We start from the raw sequence: 14,381 nt of genomic DNA on the forward strand, positions 1-14,381 counted from the left end.
TCTATCGTTGCAGCATCGTCCATCCCGAAGGAGCCCCGAATGATTGAACTGACCCTGCCCGACATGACCTGCGGCCATTGCGTGAAGACCGTCACCGGCACGGTGATGAAGCTCGACGCGCAAGCCCAGGTGCAGTGCGACCTGCCCAGCCACACGGTGCGCATCGAGACCACGCAGCCGGCCGATGCGGTGAGGCAGGCGCTGGCCGACGAGGGATACCCCGCCCGCTGAGTCGGTATTCCCCCGCTGCCGCGCCCGCGCGGCTTGCCTACACTGCGGCCACATTCCAATCACGGGAGCTGGCCGCATGTTCAAGTTCATCACCTCGAGCGCACTCGTCGCTGCGCTCGCATTCGCCCCGCAGGCCTTTGCGCAGACGCTGCGCTGGGCCAGCCAGGGCGACCCTCAGACCATGGACCCGCACTCGCAGAACGAGTCCATGACCAACATGATGAACGGGCAGGTGTACGAGAAGCTCGTCACCCGCGACAAGACCCTGGCGATCGTGCCGGCGCTGGCCACCGAGTGGCAGCAGGTCTCGCCCACGCTGTGGCGCTTCAAGCTGCGGCCGAACGTGAAGTTCCACGACGGCACGCCCTTCACCGCCGACGACGTGGTGTTCTCCATCGAGCGCTCGGTGGCGCCCACCTCGACGATCAACCAGTACGGCGCCGCGGTGGGCAAGCCGCGCAAGGTCGACGACTTGACGGTGGAGTTCCAGCTCGCCGCGCCCAACCCGATCTTCCTGCAGCACCTCGAGACGCTGTGGATCATGAGCAAGGTGTGGAGCGAGAAGAACAAGGTCACCAAGCCGCTCGACTTCAAGAACAAGGAAGAGAGTTATGCCGGCCTGAACGCCAACGGCACCGGCCCCTACATGCTGGTCAGCCGCGCGCCGGGCATCAAGACGGTCTACAAGCGTTACCCGGCCTGGTGGGGCAAGTACGAGGGCAACGTGCAGGAGATCGTCTACACGCCGATCGGCAACGACGCCACGCGGCTGGCCGCGCTGGTCTCCGGCGAGATCGACTTCGTGCTCGACCCGGCGCCGCGCGACCTGGCACGACTGCGCAACACCGCCGGCGTGAAGATCATCGACGGGCCGGAGAACCGCATCGTCTTCATCGGCCTGGACCAGTCCCGCGACAAGCTGCTCTACGGCAACGTGCCCGGCGACAAGAACCCCTTCAAGGACGTGCGCGTGCGCACCGCCATGTACCAGGCCGTCGACATCGAGACGATCAAGACCAAGCTGATGAACGGCCAGAGCTACCCGACCGGTGGCCTGACGCCGTCGCCGCTGGGCTCCTACAACGACCCCGAGATCGAGAAGCGCCTGCCCTACGACCTGGCCGCCGCGCGCAAGCTGATGGCCGACGCGGGGTATGCCGACGGTTTCGAGGTGACGCTCGATTGCCCGAACAACCGCTACATCAACGACGAGGAACTCTGCATCGCGCTGGCCGGCATGTGGGCGCAGCTGAAGATCAAGGTGAAGGTCAGCGCGCAGCCGCGTGCCACCTACTTCCCGAAGATCGAGAAGCAGGACACCAGCCTGTACATGCTCGGCTGGGGCGGCGCCATCACCGACGCCGAGACCACCTTCACGCCGGTGCTGCGCAACCGCGGCGAGAAGGGCCAGGGCTACTGGAACTTCGGCGGCGTGAAGAACGACAAGTTCGACGCGCTGGCCGCGCAGTCGAGCGTCGAGCCCGACGCGAAGAAGCGCGAGGCGCTGATCAAGGCGGCAATGCGCGAGTACAAGGAGCAGGTGCACGTGATCCCGCTGCACCGGCAGGTGATCCCCTGGGCGGCACGCAGCAACGTGAGCGCCGTGCACCGGGCCGACAACTGGCTCGAGGTGCAGTGGGTCACGATCGCCAAGTGATCGACAGCTCAGGCGCCGCGTAGCAGCGCCGCCGCGATCGCCCACATCACCAGGGCGATCGCGCCGTCGAGCACCCGCCAGGCGGCGGGGCGCTCGAACAGCGGCGCCAGCACCCGCGCGCCGTAGCCCAGCGCGAAGAACCACACGGCGCTGGCCGAGGCAGCGCCGGCGCCGAACACGGCGCGTGCGCCCTCGGGCTCCTGCGAGGCGATCGAGCCGAGCAGCACCACCGTGTCGAGCCAGCAGTGCGGGTTCAGGTAGGTGAAGGCCAGGCAGGCCGCGAGCGCGCTGCGCAAGTCGGCCACCGCCGGGCCCTGCACCGCCAGTGCGTGCGGCCTGAGCGCTCGGCGGGCGGCGAGCAATCCGTAGACGATCAGGAAGGACGCGCCGCCCCAGCGCGTGAGCGCCAGCAGCGCGGGATGCTCCTGCACCCAGCGGCCCAGGCCAGCCACGCCCAGCGTGATCAGCAGCATGTCGGACAGCGCGCACACCAGCACCACCGGCAGCACGTGGGCACGCTGCAGGCCCTGGCGCAGCACGAACGCGTTCTGTGCGCCGATGGCCACGATCAGCGCGGCCGAGGTCGCGAAGCCGCGGAGGAAGACGGTTTCCATGCCGGCATCATCCGGGGACCGGTGACATCGAACCAGCTAAACTTTCTGATCTTCCATTAGCAAAACTGATGCAGATCGACTCCCGCCAACTCGCCGCCTTCGCCGCGGTGCTGCGCGAAGGCAGCTTCGACGCGGCGGCGCGGGCGCTGCACGTCACGCCCTCGGCGGTGAGCCAGCGCATCAAGGGCCTGGAGGAGCGCCTGGGCCGCGTGCTGATCCGCCGCGGCAGCCCCTGCCTGGCCACCGAGGCCGGTGAGTCGCTGCAGCGCCACGCTCAGCAGCTGCAGCTGCTCGAGGCGCAGGCGCTGGCGCCCTTCGGCCTGGCCGACTCGGCCCCGAGCGCTCGCGGCACGCAGGCGCCGGCCCCGCTGCCGCTGGCCGTGGCGGTGAACGCCGATTCGCTGGCCACCGGTTCGTGGCCGGCCCTGGCCGCGCTGCGCGAGAGCCACGACGTCTGCCTGGACCTGCATGTGGAAGACCAGGACCATTCCAGCGAGTTGCTGCGCCAGGGCCGCGTGCTCGCCGCCGTGAGCGCCGAGCCCGTGCCGGTTCAGGGTTGCCGCGTGCGCCCGCTGGGCTTCATGCGCTACCTCGCGGTGGCCAGCCCGGCCTTCGTGCGCCGCCACTTCGCCGAGGGCCTCACGGACGAGGCACTGGCACAGGCCCCGTGCAACGTGTTCAACCAGAAGGATCAGCTGCAGGCGCGCTTCCTGCGTCGGCTGTCGCGCCGGCGGCTGGCCCCGCCGCAGCACCGCGTGCCCGGCACCCACGGCTTCATCCATGCCGCCGTGCAGGGCCTGGGCTGGGGAATGAACCCGGACGTGCTCGTCGCGCCGCTGCTCGAGCGCGGCGAGCTCGTCGAGCTGCTGCCTGGGCAGGCCCTAGATGTCGCGCTGTACTGGCAGCACTGGAGCCTGGAGGCCGAGGTGCTGCGCGCGCTCACCGCGGCGGTGGTCGAGGCTGCAGCCGGCGCCCTGCGGCCGCTGCCCTCACCTCCATCCAGGGGGTGAAGCGTTGATCCCGCAGCGCCCACCGCGTAAATTGTCACGATTCGAGGCGCGACGACGGGAGTCGCGCCCATGCCTGGAGAGTCGCTCATGGTCACTGCACTCGTGCTCGTCGTCGGCGGGGTCATCGTCTGGCTGATCGCCGACCACGGCCTGATGTGGTGGCGCGAACGCCGCCACGAGGGGCCATCGAACTGGCACGGTCAGGGGCCGGGCACGAACTTCCACTCTTCGGGATTCGAGGACACGGTGCCGCCGCACGAGGCCATCGAGCCCCCCCGCGCCGTGCCTGCCGGCCGGCGCTGAGCCGGAGCCTCGTTTCGGCGGCTCAGGGCTGCGCGGGCGCCCGCGTCGCACGCAGCACGCCGCGGCCGTCGGCATCGCGCAGTTCCAGCAGCCCGTCGGGCCGCACGCGCGCCGTGGCGGCGAGCTCCAGTGCGGTGAGGATGCGGTCTTCCTGCTCGAGCAGCAGCGGGCCGCAGGCCATGCGCGTGGTGGCGATGGCGCCGATCTTGATCGTGTCGCCGCTGAGCGAGTAGGGGCCGTTCATCGCATTGCAGCTGGTGTGGCCCGACAGGCGGCCGTCTGCGCCGAGCACCAGGCGGGCGCGCCGCTTGTCGAGGATGGGCTCGGTGCGCGCCTGCTCGATGACCCAGGTGCCGTGCACTTCGCGCGAGACGGGCGGCGCGGGCGGCTCCGCACCGGGTGCCGCCGCGCAGGCGGCCAGTCCGCTCAGGGCCAGGGTGCAGAGGATCAGGCGCATGGGCACGGCAGCGGCAGTCGACATCATCCCAGTCTAGCCCGCCTCGCGGGCCTGCCTCAGTCGCCCAGCAGCCGGCGCTTCAAGCGGATCTTCGTCATGTCCTCGACGTTGGCGCGCTGCGGGGCGCCGAAGCGGCGCTCGACCAGCGCCAGGTAGTCGGGGTTGGTGAAGTAGGTCTGGAAGGCCTCGTCGCGGAAGCGCAGCACCTCGGCGGCGCTGGCGTGCTTGGTGGCCAGCGGCTCGCAGTCGTAGGACAGGAAGGCGTAGCCGGCGTAGCTGTCGGGCAACTTCCAGCCGTTGCGGATGGCCTGGCGGTAGATCGGGCTGCCGGGCAGCGCCTGGCAGGGGTACATGTTGGCCATCTCGGTGTTCAGCTCGAGCGCCAGGTCCAGCGTCTGCTGCATCGTCGCCAGCGTGTCGTCGGGGAAGCCGAAGATGTAGTTGCTGATGACGTTGATGTCGGCGTCGCGCACCGTCTTGCAGATCTCGCGGATGTTCACTTCCTGGAAGGAGCCTTTGGAGACCTCCTTGCGCACCAGTTGGCTGCCCGCCTCGATGCCCAGCGCCAGCCAGCCGATACCGGCCTTCCGGAACAGCTCGAGCGCCGAGGGCCGCACCGTGTCCACGCGCGAGTAGGCCCACATGCGCAGCTTCAGGTCGCGCTCGACGATGTTGTTGAGCAGCGGCTCGTAGTAGCGCCGGTTGAGGAAGAACATCTCGTCGCTGATGCGCACCGTCTCGACGCCCATCTTCGCCAGCTTCTCCAGCTCGGCGGTGATGAGCGCGGTGCTCCAGAACCGCATGCCGCGCGAGTGGGCGGCATGCACCTCCTCGCCGTTGTCGTTGCGGTTGACGATGTTGATCATGCAGAAGTCGCAACCGAAGTTGCAGCCCAGCGAGGTGTAGATCGCGGCGAAGGGCGTGCGCTTCGAATGGTCGAAGCCGGCATGCCAGAAATGCGCGCGGTACAGGTCCAGCGGGCGCTCCTTGTAGGGCAGCAGGTCCCAGGCGTAGCCGGGCAGGTCCTCGTCCATCTTCTCCTGCGGCACCACGGCCTGCGGCGGGTTCAGCCACAGCACCGGCTTGCCCTCGCGGTCGCGCTTCTTGTAGCCGATGCCGGCCACCTTGGCGATGTCGTCCTTCAGGTTGCCGCGCAGCAGGTTGTGCAGCGCGTACACGCCTTCGTTGAGGAACACGATGTCGGTGCAGGGCAGCGCCAGCACCTCGCGCGGCAATGCGCTGGTGTGCGAGCCGACGAAGGCCACCGGCAGGCCGGGCAGCTCGTCCTTGATCTGCTGGGCCAGGCGCGTCGCGCCGATCATGCTGGTCGTGCCCGAGTTCGGGTTCTGGCCGTAGACGACGAAGACGACGAGGCGCGGCTTCAGATCGCGCGTGCGCTGCACGGCGGCCTCGAGCGAGAGCTTCTCGGCATCGCAGTCCATGATCGCCGCGCCGAAGCCCTTGGCCCGGCACGATTGCGCCAGCAGCAGCGACCAGGTCGGCGGCTCGATCGCCGAATAGGTAGCCGCCAGGCCCTGGTAGGCGGTGGCCGACGAATCCGGGTTGATCAGCAGGACGTCGAGCGCTCGTTCGTTCATGTTCAGTCCCAGAAGCGGGGGGCGATGCCGGTGCGCGTCCATTCGAGGATTTGCGCGACGCGGTGCTCCGACGTGTGGTGGCTCTTCGCGTTGGCGAGGCAACGCTCGCCGATGCGCTCGGCCAGGCCCGGCTCGCGCTTCAGGCGCTCCAGCGTGTCGGCCAGCGACTCGGGATCGTCGTTTTCGAAGAAGAGGATGTGCTCGTCCTCGCGGAACAAGCGCGCCGTCTGCGGATGGGACGGAATGCGCCAGGAGACTACTGGCTGGCCGATCGCCATGCTCTCGACCACGCGGCCCGCGTAGGTCTTCACGAAGGAGGTCAGGTTCACCGTCGCCAGGCTGTCGGACAGCCCGTCGAGGAACAGGTCGAAGAGCTTGGCGCGCACCTGCTGCAACGTGTCGACGAAGCGCTCCATGTCGGCCTGCCGGCAGGGCTGCTCGAGCATCGCCTGGCGCACCGGATTGTTGAGCTGATCGAACATCTTCGGCAGCTCGGTGGCGTGTTCGCCCGAGGCGCGGAACTCGAGCAGGCCTTGCTTCAGCCGGTCGTTGTGCTGGTACTTGGCACGCCGCTGGTAGGCGCTGCCGATGAAGACGGCCGGGCGCGACGTGTTCGGCGCGCTGCGGCGGAAGAAGCGGCGCGGCACGTGGCAGGGGGTCCACACCGCCTGCGCGCCCATGTTCTCGATGTGGCGCACGTCGTTCTCGTCGACGACGCCGAAATGCGTCACGTAGGGCAGCACGGCGCGCTGCATCAGCGGCACGCGGCGGCCGAGCTCGGGCACCTCGGCGTAGTCGGCGGCGTCGTAGTGCAGCGTCTCCATGACGATGCCCACGCGCACCGGGGCCAGTGTGGCCAGCCAGGCGAAGTCAACTTCTGCCAGCGGTGGCGGCGCCTCCCAGGCCGGGCGCTGCCCGAGCACGTGGGTGACGTCGTTGATCCAGACCTGGTCGAAGCGGTGGTCGCCCACCAGCTTGCGCGACCCCGCCCAGCAGCTCGTGAACAGCACCAGCACCTCATGCCCCGCCGCGCGCAGGCCTTCGACATAGGCCATGTGCGTGGTGTACGACCACTGCCGGGCCGAGGCCCAGACCAGCATGTCGTGCTGGACGTAGAGGATCTTCATGCCGGCGCCTGTGCGGCGATCAGACGTTGCCGTGCACGGTGTTCTTTACCATCGTGAAGCCCTTGATCAGCTCGGCGATGCCGGCGTCCAGGGTCACGGCGGTCTTGAAGCCGGTGCGCTCCAGCTTGGCGTTGGAGACGACGTAGTTGCGCTGGTCCGGGTCCTTGCCCACCGGGGCGTCGAGGAAGACGAAATCCGGCAGCTGCTTCTGGATGTGCTGGCACAGCTCGCGCTTGGAGACGTTGGCCTCGCTCAGCCCGACGTTGTAGATCTGGCCGCGCATCGCCTCGAAGTTCTCGATGCCGTGCTGGAACACGCGCGCCACGTCGCGCACGTGGATGTAGTTGCGCTTGAAGTCGCCCTCGAACAGCACGACGAAGCGGTCGTGCACGGCGCGGTGCACGAAGTCGTTGACGAGCAGGTCGATGCGCATGCGCGGCGACATGCCGAACACCGTGGCCAGGCGGAAGCTGATGGCGTTCTCGCGCTGCATCAGCTCGCCCTCGATGGCGACCTTCTCCTTCGCGTAGATGGAGATCGGGCGCAGCGGCGACTCTTCGGTGCAGAAGTTGTTGGCGTCGCCGGTGCCGTAGGCGCTGTTCGTCGTCGGCATCAGGATGCGCTGGTTGCGCGAGGCCAGGCGCAGCATCAGCAGGATGGCGTCGTGGTTGATCGTCTTGGCGCCGATCGGGTCGGCGTTGCACATCGGCGCGCCCACCAGCGCGGCCAGCGGGATCACGATGTCGGCTTTCTTCAGCAGCGGCGCGAGCGTGCCCTCGACGCGGATGTCGCCCTTGACGACGTTGAACTTCGGGTCGCTGCAGACGTGGTTCAGGCTGATCTGGCGGAACATGAAGCTGTCCAGCACGGTGACGCGGTGGCCCGCGGCCAGCAGCGAGGGCACCAGCGTGGAACCGAGGTAGCCGGCGCCGCCGGTGACGAGGATGTCGTAGGCCATGAATCGTTCTCCGTGGGTCTTGTCGGGGTCAGGCGGGCGCGAACAGCGCCGCCTCGACGCATTCGCACAGCGTGTGCGCCATCACGATGTGCAGTTCCTGGATGGTGCTGGTGGCGCTGCCCGGGGCGACGAGGCAGAAATCCGCAAGCTCGCGCGCACGGCCGCCGCTGCGGCCGGTGAAGACGATGCTGGGGATGTCCATGCGACGGCATTGCTCCAGGGCTTGGAGGATGTTCGGCGATTCGCCGGAGGTGGTAATTCCGAGAAAGACGTCCTTTCCCGTGGCTTTACCGGCCAGCTGGCGGGCGAACACCTGGTCGAAGCCGTAGTCGTTGCCGATGGCGGTGAGGATGGAGGTGTCGGTGGTCAGCGATTCGGCCGGCAGCGGCGCCCGGTCGCGCGCCAGCTTGCTGACGAATTCGGCGGCCAGGTGCTGCGCATCGGCCGCCGAGCCGCCGTTGCCGGCGATGTACAGGCGGCCGCCGGCGCGGTATCGGGCGATCACGGTGTCGACGGCACGCGCGAACACGGCCAGCGTGGCCGTGTCGGCGGCCAGCGCCTGCTTGGCGCTGATGGAGGCGTCGATGTTGCGGCGGATGCGGTCAACCGGCGAGGTCATGGGCGGGCTCCGTGGATCGTGCGGTCGGCAGGACCGAGGCGGCGCGGTGGTAATCGGCCGGTACGCCGATGTCGATGAAGGCGCCATGGCTCTCGACGCCGGCAAAACGCTGGCCGTCGGCGAGCAGTTGCGGGAACAGGTTGTTCTCCAGCGACGCGGCCTGTCCCGGGGCGAGACTGACGGCGTCGAGCGCGCCGGGGCGGAACAGGTAGACGCCGCCGTTGGCCAGCGGTGCGGTGGGCGCGCGCAGCGCGGTGATCAGGCCGTCCTGGGACAGGCCCACGCCCATGTAGCGCGCCGGGTCGGTGTTGCGGAACAGCGAGAAGCACCAATCGGCGTCGTGGCGGCGCGCGCGTGCCGTGAGTTCGCGCAGCGGCACGTCGAAGTACGTGTCGCCGTTGAGCAGCAGCGTGTACTCGTCGCGCGGCAGGTTCGCGGCGGCGAGCATCACGGCGCCGCCGGTGCCCAGCGGCGCGGTCTCGACCACGTAGTCGATCGCGGCGCCGTGGTAGCGGCGGCCGAAGTGGCTGCTGATCGCCTCGTGGCGGTAGCCGACGGAGAGCACGAAGCGGCCGACGCCCTGCGCGATCCAGTGGTCCATCTGGTGGGCCAGGAAGGGCCGCCCGGCGATCGGGGCCATGGGCTTGGGCAGGTCGGGGACGGCGCTGCGCAGGCGAGTGCCGAGGCCGCCGGCGAGGATGATGGCGGTGGTCATGCGATCGGCCCGTGCACTAGACCGCGTTGACGATGCGGCAGATCGCATCGATCTCGTCGTCGCGCAGGTCCGGAAAGTTGCCGATGTAGAAGCCGTAGAAGTGCACGTGCTCGGTGTGCGGGAAGGCCAGGTGATGGTCCTTCGGCACGATGCCGCGCAGGTAGGGCTGGCGCAGCTGGTTGCCGCCGCCGGCGCTGCCGCGGCGGAACTCGATGCCGGTCTCGCGCATCGTCGCCATCAGGCGCTGCACGTACTCCGGGTCGGCCGCCTTCATGATCAGGTTGAAGGCGTAGTTGCTGCTGCCTTCGAGCTTGAAGTCGGTCTGGTAGCGCTTGTCGTCGATGCGCTCGAGGAAGCGCTGCAGGTTCTGCGTGCGGCGCAGCACGTTGGCGTCCAGCCGCTTGAGCTGGCTGCGGCCCATGATGGCGCCGATCTCGGTGTTGCGCACGTTGTAGGCGGGGTAGGCGAAGATGAAGTCCGGGTTCAGCTCCGGGTTCGCCTCGCGCCACGCCGTCCGGTAGTCCGCATCGTTGCTCTCGCGCACCATCCCGTGCGAACGCAGCATGCGGATCTGCTGGTAGACCTCGGCATCGTCGGTGCACACCATGCCACCCTCGATGGTGCTCATGTGGTGCGCGTAGTAGAAGCTGAAGTTCGACATCCAGCCGATGCTGCCCAGGCGCCGCCCGTTGTGCGTGGCGCCATGCGATTCGCACACGTCCTCGATCAGCGGGATGCCTCGGCGGTCGAGCTCGGCGATCAGGCCGTCGGTCAGGCCGTCGAAGCCTTGCACGTGGGTGAGGAACACGGCGCGCGTCTTGTCGGTGATCTTCGCGAGGATCTGATCCGGCGCCATCGCCAGCGTGCGCGGGTCGATGTCGGCGAACACCGGCGTGAAGCCGTTCTGCAGCACCGTGGCCACGTCGGAGATCCAGGTCAGCGGCGGCACGATCACCTCGCCGCCCTCGGGGTGGCGGATCTTCAGCAGCGCCATCGACAGCAGATTGGCCGAGGCGCCGGAGTTCACGAACACGCTGTACTTCACGCCCAGCCACTTCGACCATTCCTGCTCGAAGGCCACGCACTGCGGGCCGTTGGTCAGGATGGGGTCGTCCTGCTGCAGGTGGGCGATCACCGCGTCGAGGTCCTCGCGCGCGATGTTGTTGCGCATCAGGGGGTACTTGGCTGCCATCGCTGCGCTCACTTCTCGGAGTAGTAGTCGCCGTACTCGACAATCAGCGTGCTGCGACCGTCGTCGCGCAGCAGCGCGCGCTCGTAGGCGGGGAAGATGTCTTCCGGCTCGTCCAGGCGGATCACCTCGATGCTCTTGCACATCAGGCGCAGCGCCTCGGTGTAGTCGCCCACGTGCTGGTGCTGCGGGTGCAGCGGCCGCTCCGAGCCGATACCGGTGCGCACGATAGCTTTCGCCTTGTAGCCGCCGTTGCTCATCACCGCGAGCTTGTCGAGGTGGTTGACGAGCTGGCTGAGGCCGCACATCAGGAAGTTCCAGCGCGGGAAGATGCTCACCGGCACCTGGCCGGCCAGCGCGAGGCCGGTGGTCATGCCCATCTGCAGCTCTTCCGCGACGGGCAGCTCGATCAGCCGGCCCGGCGCCACGTCCTTGAGCGTGTTGCTCATTGCCGTGCCCGGCACCGCCACCGCCTGGCCCATGAAGACCACGCGCGGGTCGGCGGCGAGGAATTCCATCGAGCGCTTGAGTTCGTCGAAGTACTTCATCGTGTGCTCCTCAGAACTGCACGCGCTGGCCGGCGCCCGCGTGCGGGTAGCGGGTCTGGTAGCGGTAGTAGTGGATGTACTCGTCGCGCTGGTTCTCGAAGCTGAGCTTGCTCTGGTTCCAGGCGGCGCGGGTGTCGGTGCAGACCGATTTCTCGTTGTCCTCGACGACGAAGCGGATCGGCAGGCGGTGATTGCGGCTGTACTTGATGCTCTCGTGCGCGATGCCGGTCTCGGCCGTCATCTCGCCCATGAAGCAGTGCACGCGGGCATCCTCGCCGCTGCGTGCGATCGCCAGCGCCGTGCCCACGGCGATCGGCAGCACGCCGCCGACGATGGCCGAGGAGTAGATGCGCTGTTCGGGAAAACACAGCGAGATCGAGCGCCCGGCCATGATCTCGTCCATCACCGCCGCGGGAGGCACGCCCTTGAGCAGGCACTGGTAGTGCGAGCGCCAGGAGCAGAACACCCAGTCGTTCTTGCCGATGCCCTTGAACACCTCGATCATCTGGGCCTCGTTGCCCGAGTACAGGTGCACCGGGGCGCGGATCTTGCCGGCGTTGAAGCGCGCGGCCACCTCGTCCTCGAAGGCGATCAGGTCTTGTGCGGTCATCATGGCGGGGGGCTCCTCAGCACAGGCCGTTGGGCTGGTAGAGCACCACCCGGCTGCCGGACTCGTCGAAGTTGAAGGGCACGTGGATCAGGTGCTTGAGCGCCTCGCGCACCTTGGGCTGGTTCTCGGGCTTGACGAACAGCAGCAGGAAGCCGCCGCCGCCGGCACCGAGGATCTTTCCGCCGATCGCGCCAGCGTCGCGCGCGGTCTGGTAGATCTGGTCGATCTCGCCGGTCGAGACCTTGTCGGACAGCTGCTTCTTGGTCTGCCAGGCCTCGTGCAGCAGGTCGCCGAACTCCTCGATCGGGCGGTTGCAGCTGTGCAGGATCTGCACCGCTTCCTCGACCATCTCGCGCATGCGCATCAGCTCGGTCTCGCGCTGCTTGAGGTTGGCGATCTTCGACTGCGCCACCTCGGCGGCGATGCGCGAGAAGCCGGTGAAGCACAGCATCAGGTGCTTCTGCAGCTCGTTCAGGCGCTTCTTCTTGACGATCACCGGCGAGACCTGGAAGGCGCCGCTGCGCAGGAACTCGATGCGGTTGAAGCCGCCAAAGGCCGCGGCCACCTGGTCCTGGCTGCCCACGCTCTCGCCGATCACGTTCTGCTCGATGTGGATGGCGTCGCGTGCCAGCTGCTCCTTGCTGACCATGTTGCCCTTCAGCGCGGCCAGCGCGTGCACCAGGCCGACGGTGAAGGACGAGCTCGAGCCCAGGCCCGAACGCGCCGGCAGGTCGCCGTCGTGGTGGATCTCCAGGCCCTTGTTGCAGTTGGCCCAGCTCAGCACGCCGCGCACCGCGGGGTGCTTGATCTCGTCCCAGTGGCGCACGTTCTCGATCGCCGAGTAGACGATACGGTGCTTGTAGTCGAAGAAGGGCGGCAGGTGCCGGCAGGTGATGTAGCAGTACTTGTCGATCGAGGTGGAGAGCACCTCGCCGCCATGCTTCTGGAACCAGGCCGGGTAGTCGGTGCCGCCGCCGAAGAAGGAGATGCGGAACGGCGTACGCGTGATGATCATCGCCGGCGCTCCTTCAGGCGGCGATCGCGTTCAGCGCGCCGGGCTGGGTCGGCGCGGCCAGGTGGTAGACGTGGTCCGCGTCGACCGCGTCGTCGGGCAGCAGCAGCTCGGCCTGCAGCGTGCGCGCGGTGGTGCGCTCCTGCAGCGTTGTCTCGGTCTTGGTCAGCACCAGCTTCATGAAGGCGGCCTGCTCGCGGGCGCATTCCTTCAGCGTCGCGTCGAGGTAGGTCGAGGTGGTGACAACGAAGCGGTGCTCGAACCAGCCGAGGTACCAGAACCACTCGGTGTAGTAGAGCCACGAGTTCTCGTTCATCGCGCGCACGTGCGTCGGGTCCTGCCAGGCCGTGGGTGCGTGTTCGTAGGGCACCTCGATGTGGAACTCGCCGCCTTCGGCCAGCAGCGAAAGGCAGTTGCCCATCAGCGTGGGCAGGTCGCCGACGTGCTCGAGCACGTTGTTGGCATTGATGGCCTGCACGCTGCCGGCTTCCAGGCGCACGGCACCGGCGGTCGGCGAGGCAGTCTCGAAGGGCAGGGCCAGCGGCTTCGACAGGTCGAGCAGCAGGTCGGGTGCGGCACGCTCCAGCACGTCGAGATTCAGCCAGCCGGCCTTGTAGTCGCGGCCGGAACCGAGGTTGATGCGCTCGGGCTGCCAGGCCGCGGTGGGCCGGCGCTCGTGGTGGGCACCGGCGAAGCCGGCGGCGAAGGCCAGCAGGTCGGCGTAGGCCTCGATCGGGTCGGCGGCCTCGAAGCGCTGCAGCGCGGCACGCGCCACCTCGTAAAAGTCGGCGGTGCCGAAGTCCTCGGCGAAGAACTGCTCGAGCTGCTCGCCTTCGAGCCAGAACACGCTGTCTTCGAAGGCGGCGTGCGGGCGCGTCTGCGCGGTGCGCTCTGAGATCACCGGCGTACCCAGCGACAGGCAGTGCGCCACGCGCGCCTGCTCGAAGCGGCTGCTCTCGTAGAAGTGGCAGTTCACCACCGCCTTGGCCTGCAGGATGAACTGGTCGCGCTCGGGGCCGTACAGCGCCGAGTCGAACACGGCCACGGTCAGGCCGAAGGCCTCGATGCGGTCCAGCCAGGCGCGGCGGCGCTCGTTCATGCTGCCGATGAACAGCAGGTCGATCGGGCGCTCCTCCAGCGGCAGGGCCGCGGGGTTGGCGAGGTAAGGGGCGTGCAGCAGCGGCACCACGGGCACGGCGTCGGGCTGGTCGGTGTAGGCGGCCACGTTGTCGGCGTCGTAGTCGACCACGGCCGACTGGCGCAGCAGCTGGCGGTAGGCGTCGGAGACGGTCGCGCCGCCCTCGCCGAGCTGCTCGAGGTTGACGAACACGCAGGCGTTGCGCTGGCACTGCGTGGCATCGAAGCCCAGGTGCGCGCCGAACACGAAGTTCACCGCGTCGTGGCGCAGCCGGTTCTTCGCCAGGCTCACGTTCGCGCCTAGGCGGCGGAACTGGTAGCGGAAGTAGCGCGCCTGGTCGACCAGACCCAGGGAGTGCACGTACCCGGCGGGTTGCACGATGCACAGGTGGATCTCGGGCAGCTTGCTCATTCTTGGCCTTTCCAGACGACGGCGCGGGCGCAACAAGGCCCGGTGAAGTGAGGTTAGGCGGCGCTCGCTCGCGCTAAAGCCCGATGAAAGGCGGCAATGCCCGCCAAATCGGATGGGCGCCCGGGTGGCATGTCGCGCGCGGGCAGGCGGTCCGGGTATGCGCTCTCCGGCCCACGCTCGCGGG

General features: G+C 68.3%; 16 protein-coding genes. 4 read left to right on the plus strand and 12 right to left on the minus strand.

Annotation, left to right across the window (positions count from 1 at the left end; all coding sequences use genetic code 11):
• The first annotated feature begins 39 nt into the window (after positions 1 to 39).
• Together HZ992_RS03140 and HZ992_RS03145 are read left to right on the plus strand one after the other, a co-directional pair.
• A complete protein-coding gene (locus HZ992_RS03140) occupies positions 40 to 231 on the plus strand; it encodes a heavy-metal-associated domain-containing protein (protein WP_209385243.1) in 192 nt (63 codons plus the stop codon).
• Positions 232 to 307: 76 nt separating this feature from the next.
• A complete protein-coding gene (locus HZ992_RS03145) occupies positions 308 to 1,888 on the plus strand; it encodes an ABC transporter substrate-binding protein (RefSeq protein ID WP_209385244.1) in 1,581 nt (526 codons plus the stop codon).
• Between the two features lie 8 nt (positions 1,889 to 1,896).
• Here the strand turns inward: HZ992_RS03145 and HZ992_RS03150 are convergent, their stop codons facing one another.
• Positions 1,897 to 2,502, minus strand: a complete 606-nt coding sequence (locus HZ992_RS03150; protein WP_209385245.1) for a LysE/ArgO family amino acid transporter — start codon at positions 2,500 to 2,502, stop codon at positions 1,897 to 1,899.
• A 68-nt stretch (positions 2,503 to 2,570) separates the two neighbouring features.
• On the opposite strand from HZ992_RS03150, the gene HZ992_RS03155 reads away from it, so the two are divergent.
• The gene (locus HZ992_RS03155; RefSeq protein ID WP_209385246.1) at positions 2,571 to 3,512 is read left to right on the plus strand and encodes a LysR family transcriptional regulator ArgP; all 942 of its coding nucleotides are present in this window, start codon (positions 2,571 to 2,573) and stop codon (positions 3,510 to 3,512) included.
• Between the two features lie 87 nt (positions 3,513 to 3,599).
• Entirely contained in the window at positions 3,600 to 3,815 is a 216-nt protein-coding gene (locus HZ992_RS03160; RefSeq protein ID WP_209385247.1) for a hypothetical protein, read from the plus strand.
• 22 nt (positions 3,816 to 3,837) lie between these two features.
• Here the strand turns inward: HZ992_RS03160 and HZ992_RS03165 are convergent, their stop codons facing one another.
• The 11 genes from HZ992_RS03165 to HZ992_RS03215 are packed head-to-tail and all read right to left on the minus strand — an operon-like array spanning position 3,838 to position 14,197.
• Positions 3,838 to 4,272, minus strand: coding sequence for an META domain-containing protein (locus HZ992_RS03165; protein WP_209385248.1), 435 nt, complete (start codon positions 4,270 to 4,272; stop codon positions 3,838 to 3,840).
• A 56-nt stretch (positions 4,273 to 4,328) separates the two neighbouring features.
• On the minus strand, positions 4,329 to 5,870 hold the full coding sequence (locus tag HZ992_RS03170) for a B12-binding domain-containing radical SAM protein (protein ID WP_209385249.1): 1,542 nt from the start codon (positions 5,868 to 5,870) through the stop codon (positions 4,329 to 4,331).
• A gap of 2 nt (positions 5,871 to 5,872) precedes the next feature.
• Positions 5,873 to 6,997, minus strand: a complete 1,125-nt coding sequence (locus HZ992_RS03175; protein ID WP_209385250.1) for a glycosyltransferase family protein — start codon at positions 6,995 to 6,997, stop codon at positions 5,873 to 5,875.
• Between the two features lie 19 nt (positions 6,998 to 7,016).
• Complete coding sequence (locus HZ992_RS03180) at positions 7,017 to 7,955, minus strand: NAD-dependent epimerase/dehydratase family protein (protein ID WP_209385251.1); 939 nt, start codon at positions 7,953 to 7,955, stop codon at positions 7,017 to 7,019.
• A 28-nt stretch (positions 7,956 to 7,983) separates the two neighbouring features.
• Entirely contained in the window at positions 7,984 to 8,574 is a 591-nt protein-coding gene (locus HZ992_RS03185; protein ID WP_209385252.1) for a D-sedoheptulose-7-phosphate isomerase, read from the minus strand.
• Entirely contained in the window at positions 8,558 to 9,289 is a 732-nt protein-coding gene (locus HZ992_RS03190; protein WP_209385253.1) for a nucleotidyltransferase family protein, read from the minus strand. The genes HZ992_RS03185 and HZ992_RS03190 overlap by 17 nt, the downstream gene beginning before the upstream one ends.
• A gap of 16 nt (positions 9,290 to 9,305) precedes the next feature.
• Positions 9,306 to 10,481 carry a DegT/DnrJ/EryC1/StrS family aminotransferase gene (locus HZ992_RS03195; protein WP_209385254.1) on the minus strand — a complete coding sequence of 392 codons (1,176 nt, stop codon included), beginning with the start codon at positions 10,479 to 10,481 and terminating at the stop codon, positions 9,306 to 9,308.
• Between the two features lie 8 nt (positions 10,482 to 10,489).
• Positions 10,490 to 11,026 (minus strand): hypothetical protein, encoded by a 537-nt coding sequence (locus HZ992_RS03200; RefSeq protein WP_209385255.1) that lies wholly within the window; start codon positions 11,024 to 11,026, stop codon positions 10,490 to 10,492.
• 10 nt (positions 11,027 to 11,036) lie between these two features.
• Positions 11,037 to 11,639: a thiamine pyrophosphate-dependent enzyme gene (locus tag HZ992_RS03205; RefSeq protein ID WP_209385256.1), complete on the minus strand. Its 603-nt coding sequence runs from the start codon at positions 11,637 to 11,639 to the stop codon at positions 11,037 to 11,039.
• 13 nt (positions 11,640 to 11,652) lie between these two features.
• Positions 11,653 to 12,651, minus strand: coding sequence for a GHMP family kinase ATP-binding protein (locus tag HZ992_RS03210; RefSeq protein WP_209385257.1), 999 nt, complete (start codon positions 12,649 to 12,651; stop codon positions 11,653 to 11,655).
• Positions 12,652 to 12,664: 13 nt separating this feature from the next.
• Complete coding sequence (locus HZ992_RS03215; protein WP_209385258.1) at positions 12,665 to 14,197, minus strand: class I SAM-dependent methyltransferase; 1,533 nt, start codon at positions 14,195 to 14,197, stop codon at positions 12,665 to 12,667.
• Positions 14,198 to 14,381 lie beyond the last annotated feature (184 nt).

The organism is Rhizobacter sp. AJA081-3, assembly GCF_017795745.1.
Classification (GTDB): Bacteria; Pseudomonadota; Gammaproteobacteria; order Burkholderiales; family Burkholderiaceae_C; genus Piscinibacter.

Excerpts from the sequence above, each read along its gene's own strand:
- HZ992_RS03140 (WP_209385243.1), top strand. The coding sequence starts at position 40 with ATGATTGAACTGACCCTGCCCGACATGACCTGCGGCCATTGCGTGAAG.
- HZ992_RS03145 (WP_209385244.1), top strand. The coding sequence starts at position 308 with ATGTTCAAGTTCATCACCTCGAGCGCACTCGTCGCTGCGCTCGCATTC.
- HZ992_RS03150 (WP_209385245.1), bottom strand. The coding sequence starts at position 2,502 with ATGGAAACCGTCTTCCTCCGCGGCTTCGCGACCTCGGCCGCGCTGATC.
- HZ992_RS03155 (WP_209385246.1), top strand. The coding sequence starts at position 2,571 with ATGCAGATCGACTCCCGCCAACTCGCCGCCTTCGCCGCGGTGCTGCGC.
- HZ992_RS03160 (WP_209385247.1), top strand. The coding sequence starts at position 3,600 with ATGGTCACTGCACTCGTGCTCGTCGTCGGCGGGGTCATCGTCTGGCTG.
- HZ992_RS03165 (WP_209385248.1), bottom strand. The coding sequence starts at position 4,272 with ATGCGCCTGATCCTCTGCACCCTGGCCCTGAGCGGACTGGCCGCCTGC.
- HZ992_RS03170 (WP_209385249.1), bottom strand. The coding sequence starts at position 5,870 with ATGAACGAACGAGCGCTCGACGTCCTGCTGATCAACCCGGATTCGTCG.
- HZ992_RS03175 (WP_209385250.1), bottom strand. The coding sequence starts at position 6,997 with ATGAAGATCCTCTACGTCCAGCACGACATGCTGGTCTGGGCCTCGGCC.
- HZ992_RS03180 (WP_209385251.1), bottom strand. The coding sequence starts at position 7,955 with ATGGCCTACGACATCCTCGTCACCGGCGGCGCCGGCTACCTCGGTTCC.
- HZ992_RS03185 (WP_209385252.1), bottom strand. The coding sequence starts at position 8,574 with ATGACCTCGCCGGTTGACCGCATCCGCCGCAACATCGACGCCTCCATC.
- HZ992_RS03190 (WP_209385253.1), bottom strand. The coding sequence starts at position 9,289 with ATGACCACCGCCATCATCCTCGCCGGCGGCCTCGGCACTCGCCTGCGC.
- HZ992_RS03195 (WP_209385254.1), bottom strand. The coding sequence starts at position 10,481 with ATGGCAGCCAAGTACCCCCTGATGCGCAACAACATCGCGCGCGAGGAC.
- HZ992_RS03200 (WP_209385255.1), bottom strand. The coding sequence starts at position 11,026 with ATGAAGTACTTCGACGAACTCAAGCGCTCGATGGAATTCCTCGCCGCC.
- HZ992_RS03205 (WP_209385256.1), bottom strand. The coding sequence starts at position 11,639 with ATGATGACCGCACAAGACCTGATCGCCTTCGAGGACGAGGTGGCCGCG.
- HZ992_RS03210 (WP_209385257.1), bottom strand. The coding sequence starts at position 12,651 with ATGATCATCACGCGTACGCCGTTCCGCATCTCCTTCTTCGGCGGCGGC.
- HZ992_RS03215 (WP_209385258.1), bottom strand. The coding sequence starts at position 14,197 with ATGAGCAAGCTGCCCGAGATCCACCTGTGCATCGTGCAACCCGCCGGG.